The 5149-nt window shown below is 43.0% G+C and carries 5 protein-coding genes; 4 read left to right on the forward strand and 1 reads right to left on the reverse strand.

Annotated elements, in window-relative coordinates; all coding sequences use genetic code 11:
* The 4 genes from AB3112_RS07955 to AB3112_RS07970 form a co-directional block, all read left to right on the forward strand.
* The coding region (locus AB3112_RS07955) for an MFS transporter (protein ID WP_367334246.1) at positions 1 to 1067 on the forward strand (1067 nt) is incomplete at its 5' end.
* A 211-nt stretch (positions 1068 to 1278) separates the two neighbouring features.
* Positions 1279 to 1890: a TMEM175 family protein gene (locus AB3112_RS07960; RefSeq protein ID WP_084973152.1), complete on the forward strand. Its 612-nt coding sequence runs from the start codon at positions 1279 to 1281 to the stop codon at positions 1888 to 1890.
* A 100-nt stretch (positions 1891 to 1990) separates the two neighbouring features.
* On the forward strand, positions 1991 to 2797 hold the full coding sequence (locus tag AB3112_RS07965) for a hypothetical protein (RefSeq protein ID WP_084973154.1): 807 nt from the start codon (positions 1991 to 1993) through the stop codon (positions 2795 to 2797).
* Between the two features lie 160 nt (positions 2798 to 2957).
* Positions 2958 to 3965 (forward strand): aldo/keto reductase, encoded by a 1008-nt coding sequence (locus tag AB3112_RS07970; RefSeq protein ID WP_084973156.1) that lies wholly within the window; start codon positions 2958 to 2960, stop codon positions 3963 to 3965.
* Between the two features lie 50 nt (positions 3966 to 4015).
* On the opposite strand, the gene AB3112_RS07975 is transcribed toward AB3112_RS07970, so the two are convergent.
* Positions 4016 to 5149, reverse strand: a 1134-nt coding sequence (locus AB3112_RS07975; RefSeq protein ID WP_367334247.1) for an MFS transporter, incomplete at its 5' end; no start/stop codon positions are given.

Raw genomic sequence — 5149 nt, forward strand, 5'->3', positions numbered from 1 at the left:
ATGGACGTAAACTATTTGTCCGTCTTGGAATTCTCACCTATACAGCTTTCTTTATTGGCATTATCTTTTCTCAATCAATGATTGAAGCATATTGTTTTGGAATTCTCGCAGGGATGGCCAACTCATTTTTAGATTCAGGAACCTACCCGGCATTGATGGAACTGTTCCCAAATAACCAAGCCTCCGCGAATATTATGATTAAAGCATTTGCATCGATTGGCGAGTTAATACTTCCCATTTTAGTTGCAACATTGGAACATTTTCACGTCTGGTATGGATGGTCGTTTTTGTTCTGCGCAAGTGCGTTAATTGTCAACTTCGTATTCGTTCATAATCGAAAGTTCCCAAAAACTTTCTTCAAACCAAAAGCCAAAAAGGAAGCCAAAAAAGTGGCAACAGCTCCATCCGTTCTTACTCCGAAACGTTTATTCCTCGGAGTTGTCTTAACAATTTTTGGCTACATTTCAATGGCCACGTTTTATCTCGTCAGCCAGTGGTTAACCCAATATGGAATGAATGTTGTGTTGGATATGAACCATGCTCGCATGCTTGAAAGAATCTACAGTGTTGGGTCAATTGTTGGAGTTGTCACGACTGCTATTTTAGTCGAACGCGTGATTAAGCCTACCTGGTTTATGCTTTTTGATACGACCTTTTCTTTTATAGCATTGCTAACAATTGTTTTATTTACCAATGATTTAGTTATGAACCTCGCATCATTTGTTATCGGATGTACTGCAGCAGGTGGCGTAATGCAAATTGGGCTAACTTTAATGGGTGATTTATTCCCGACAGCCAAAGGCCGAATCACAGGAATTTACTATACAGCTAGTGGTCTTGCTTCATTCTCTATCCCCGTTGTAACCGCCCTGATTTCTAAGACAAGCGTTGTTAATATCATGTGGTTTGACGTTGCAATTGCGGTCGTTGGAATTTTGTGTAGTTTGATCGTTTTGCTGTTTTATCGAAAAGACGTTGTCCCTCAACAAAATAATAAAGATATTATTTTGAATAAACCCGAAGACGTTCAAACCCAATCAAATTTTGAAATTAAAGAAGAATACTAAAAATCATTTAGAGCATTTGGCTATGTTGTCAGCAATCTACATAACCAAATGCTTTTTTGCTGATATCAACTTTAAAAGCCAGCCGAGCCATCTGTTGTGGATGAGTGGGGCCACGCCACATCCCATTCTTTTCCTACCCCGATCAATCCAACAGCGGTAAAATAAAACCATAAGTGCAGGGGCACAATTGATATGAGGGGAAATGAATGCGATGTTTCATTATTCGAAATCACGTTTAATTGGCATCTCGGATGGGGTATTTGCCGTTGTTTTGACCATCATGGTACTGGATATCAAGTCACCTGTCAGCACGGCACGGGGACCGATGATTGATTTGATCAAACACTTACTGATTTATTTCATTAGTTTTGGAATTGTTTCAGAGTATTGGGTCTACCACCAAGAATTACTGAGCGGCATCAAGCGAACCACACCGCTTCTGACAATTACCAACATTTACTACTTGGTTTTCATTAGCTTAACGCCGTTCGCGACCGGTTGGCTGAATGACGCTTTTATGGAGCGCATGCCCTCAATGGCTTATTCAGTTGTCATTATTTTGGTCAATTTCACTCAAGCGGTCATGTTCCATGAAGTTGTCGACATTGGAGAAGAAGACGGTATGAAAATGACTGCTCATGACCGTGAGGAATATCTTGCCTCAGAAGTGATGCTGGGAATCAGCGTCATCTACCTCGTCTTTGCCTACTTCACGCCAAAATATTTTCTAATTGTCATCTGGATTGGACTTGCCTTAAGGACGATCGTTACCCATGTGGCGCGGGCAATCGAACGGATTCAAACACGAAAAACAAACAAATAGTTTTAATTTTAATGAACCCCTACGGAATAATTTGCTATAATGAAATTGCAAACACTTAAGAAATTCTTAACAATTTCAGATCCGTATTGGGGGAATATAGATGAAATTAAGAAATCAATTATTAACAATACTCGGCGTGGGCCTTAGTCTAGTCGGTGCGGGCGTCCTGGGAAACACCGTGGAGGCCGCTAAAACGATGACGGTCAACTATGTCTCCACAACCGGCCAACAACTTCGGGCACCAATCACCTACACCCGTGTTTCAAATGGGATCAATGCCTTTGGGACAACCTACACCTACACGACAAGCGGCTATCCAAACACACAATCTGGTTACGTCAAGACCATCAAAGGCTACGTTCCCCACAAGGTTCAGCAAAACTACACCTATCAAAGCATGCCAAGTTCGCTGACGGTGAAGTACATAAAGGAATCGACGTTGGCACGCAAAGTTGAAAAACAATATCTCAAACAGATTAACGCATACCGGGTAACTAAGGGACTAAAAGCATTCAAGCATCGCGCATCCCTCAAAACCAAAGCGATTGTTCGTTCAAAAGAACTCTGGACCAAACTCAGCCACGTGCGGCCAAACGGTCAATCGTACAATTCATCAAACAGTGGTTACGCAGAAGTGATGGCCGTCTTACCAACTTATTTCACTTCTTACGGGATTTCCACTTATAATTCGGGCCAGGGCGCAACCATCATTTATAATTCCAACGGCTACGTTTCTTATAAAAAGACCGCTCAAACCGCCAGCAACGAATTATTAACCTGTGACGCCGAACACAGAGATACTGAATTAAACAACTGGGCAACTTACAGTGAAGTCGCCTTTAGCTTCCACGCCGACGGGTCGGCCAAGATGGCCCAGTTATTTGAATTGGCGGGGGCCAAGGAATAATAAGTGAGTTAACTAAAATCGGCGTTCATTGTGCTTTTGTACATTGAACGCCTTTTTTTCAATGGACATCATTTACAGCTTGACTTGAAGTTTACTTCAAGGTGTAGGATTTCTGGTGTAGAAACATATGTAGGAACAGCTATGAAGGGGAGTGTGTGTTATGCAATACGTTCGATTAGGAAATACGGATATCAACGTTTCAAAGATTTGTGTCGGCGCCATGAGTTTCGGTCAACCGGGGACTATGCATGATTGGTCGTTGAACTACGACGACAGCAAGCACGTCATTGACCACGCATTGGATCAGGGAATTAATTTTTTTGATACCGCAAATGTCTATTCCAAGGGAACCAGTGAAGAATATCTTGGCATGGCCTTGAAAGAAAATGGGATTCCTCGTGATCAGGTTGTGATTTCTTCAAAAGTGTATTTTAATCCTGGCCGACTTTCTAGTCAGGCAATTCATCGAGAAATTGAAGGTTCCCTCAAGCGCCTTCAAACAGATTATCTCGATTTATACATCATCCATCGGTTTGACTACGAAACGCCCATTGAAGAAACCATGTCAGCATTAAATGATCTTGTCCAATCCGGAAAGGTCCGAGCAATTGGCGCTTCAGCAATGTATGGCTACCAATTCATGAACATGCAGCAAGTTGCCAAGGATAACGGTTGGGCGATGTTTCAAGCGATGGAAAACCACTATAACCTGCTGTATCGGGAAGATGAACGGGAATTAATTCCAATCTGTCAGCAGCTAAACGTTTCTTTGATGCCGTACAGTCCCCTTGCAGCTGGCCACCTCAGTCATAAGAACTGGCAGTCTGGTACGCTGCGTAGTAAAACCGATCGCGTTGCCATGGGTAAATATGATCGTGCAGAAGAAAACGATCTGCAGATAATTAATCGGGTCAGCGACTTAGCCGATAAGTATCACGTCTCCATGAGTCAAATTGCGCTGGCTTGGCAATGGTCAAAAGGCGTCGCTTCTCCAATTATTGGCTCAACCAAGGTTCGTCACTTGGATGACGCCGTCGCTGCTTTATCAGTCAAGTTAACCTCCGAGGATATCCATTATCTCGAGGAATTGTACGCGCCGCACGAAATTGTGGGTGCAATTGATCAAAACCCAGCGAAGGGGACGGTTCTGATCGATCAAAAGAAATAAGCCAGACTAAAATAGCTTTGGGTAAAGTCGATTATCAACTTTATCCAAAGCTATTTTTCAACGGCATCTAATATTCGCTGCTCATCGTACAAATTTAAAACAACGTACATCGCTGCGTAAATAACCAGTGGAATCCAGACATAGTTCCAATTAATCATCACTAAAGTTGCGGCATTTTGGGAATGATTGGCGACGTAGCCCGACAAATGAAACAGACCGGCAGTAACCAAGCCACCCATTCCAAGACCAAAATTAACGCCAAAATCATCCGTGGAAGCCAAGATTCCTTCCGCTTGAATTCCCATGCTGGCACCGTAACGAATGGTATCGGCAATCATAATTGAAACCAGGCCGATGATAATGCCGTTCCCAATTGAATTGATAAAGACACCGCCAAATAAGACCCACAGCCATTTGCCATAAACCCCAACCGCAATAATCCCCTGTCCGGCGAGTGCAATTAAGATCCCGTGAAGCATGGTTTTCTTTTTGCTTTGATGATCCGTTAGACGAATAATCATCAAAACCCCAATTAGGGCAGCTAAGGTAAACCCGTTTGCCCAGGGAACCAGGCCCTCATTGCCAAGGGTATATTTGAAGTAATAAATGGTCGTCTGGTTTTTAATCGCCGTTACCAGCCAATACATAAAAATCACAATCGACATTACAATCCACGGCTGATTATGCCGCAGCATCGTTAACACGACTTTGACCGGCTGGTGGGCAATGTGTGGATTTGAAAACCGCTCTCGAACGTGAATAAAGGTGTTAAGGATTAGCACTAGTGAGATCGCACCAAAAACGATGATCGTCCCCAAAAAGCCTTTCTGCTGGTTACCATGACCGAACAACCAGACCAGCGGCAAGGTGAAGACGGCAACGACAATTTGAACGGAACTACCAAAGAATTGGCGGATAACTCCGAGTAAAGTCAATTCGCGGGTATTCTGAGACATCGTTGGTAAAATCGACGTGATCGGCAAATTAACGGCGGTATACAGAAACCCTAATCCAAGGTAGGTCACGTATGCCCAAATAAGTTTGCCGCCATAGGAAAAATTGGGCGTCACAAAGGTTAAAATTGCAAACGCCACATACGGAACGGAATACCACAAGAAAAAGGGACGGCTCTTTCCAAATCTTGAATGGGTATGATCAATCATGATGCCAATGATAAAGCTTTC

Origin of the sequence: Lentilactobacillus sp., from assembly GCF_040773105.1 — a bacterium.
Classification (GTDB): domain Bacteria; phylum Bacillota; class Bacilli; order Lactobacillales; family Lactobacillaceae; genus Lentilactobacillus; species Lentilactobacillus parabuchneri.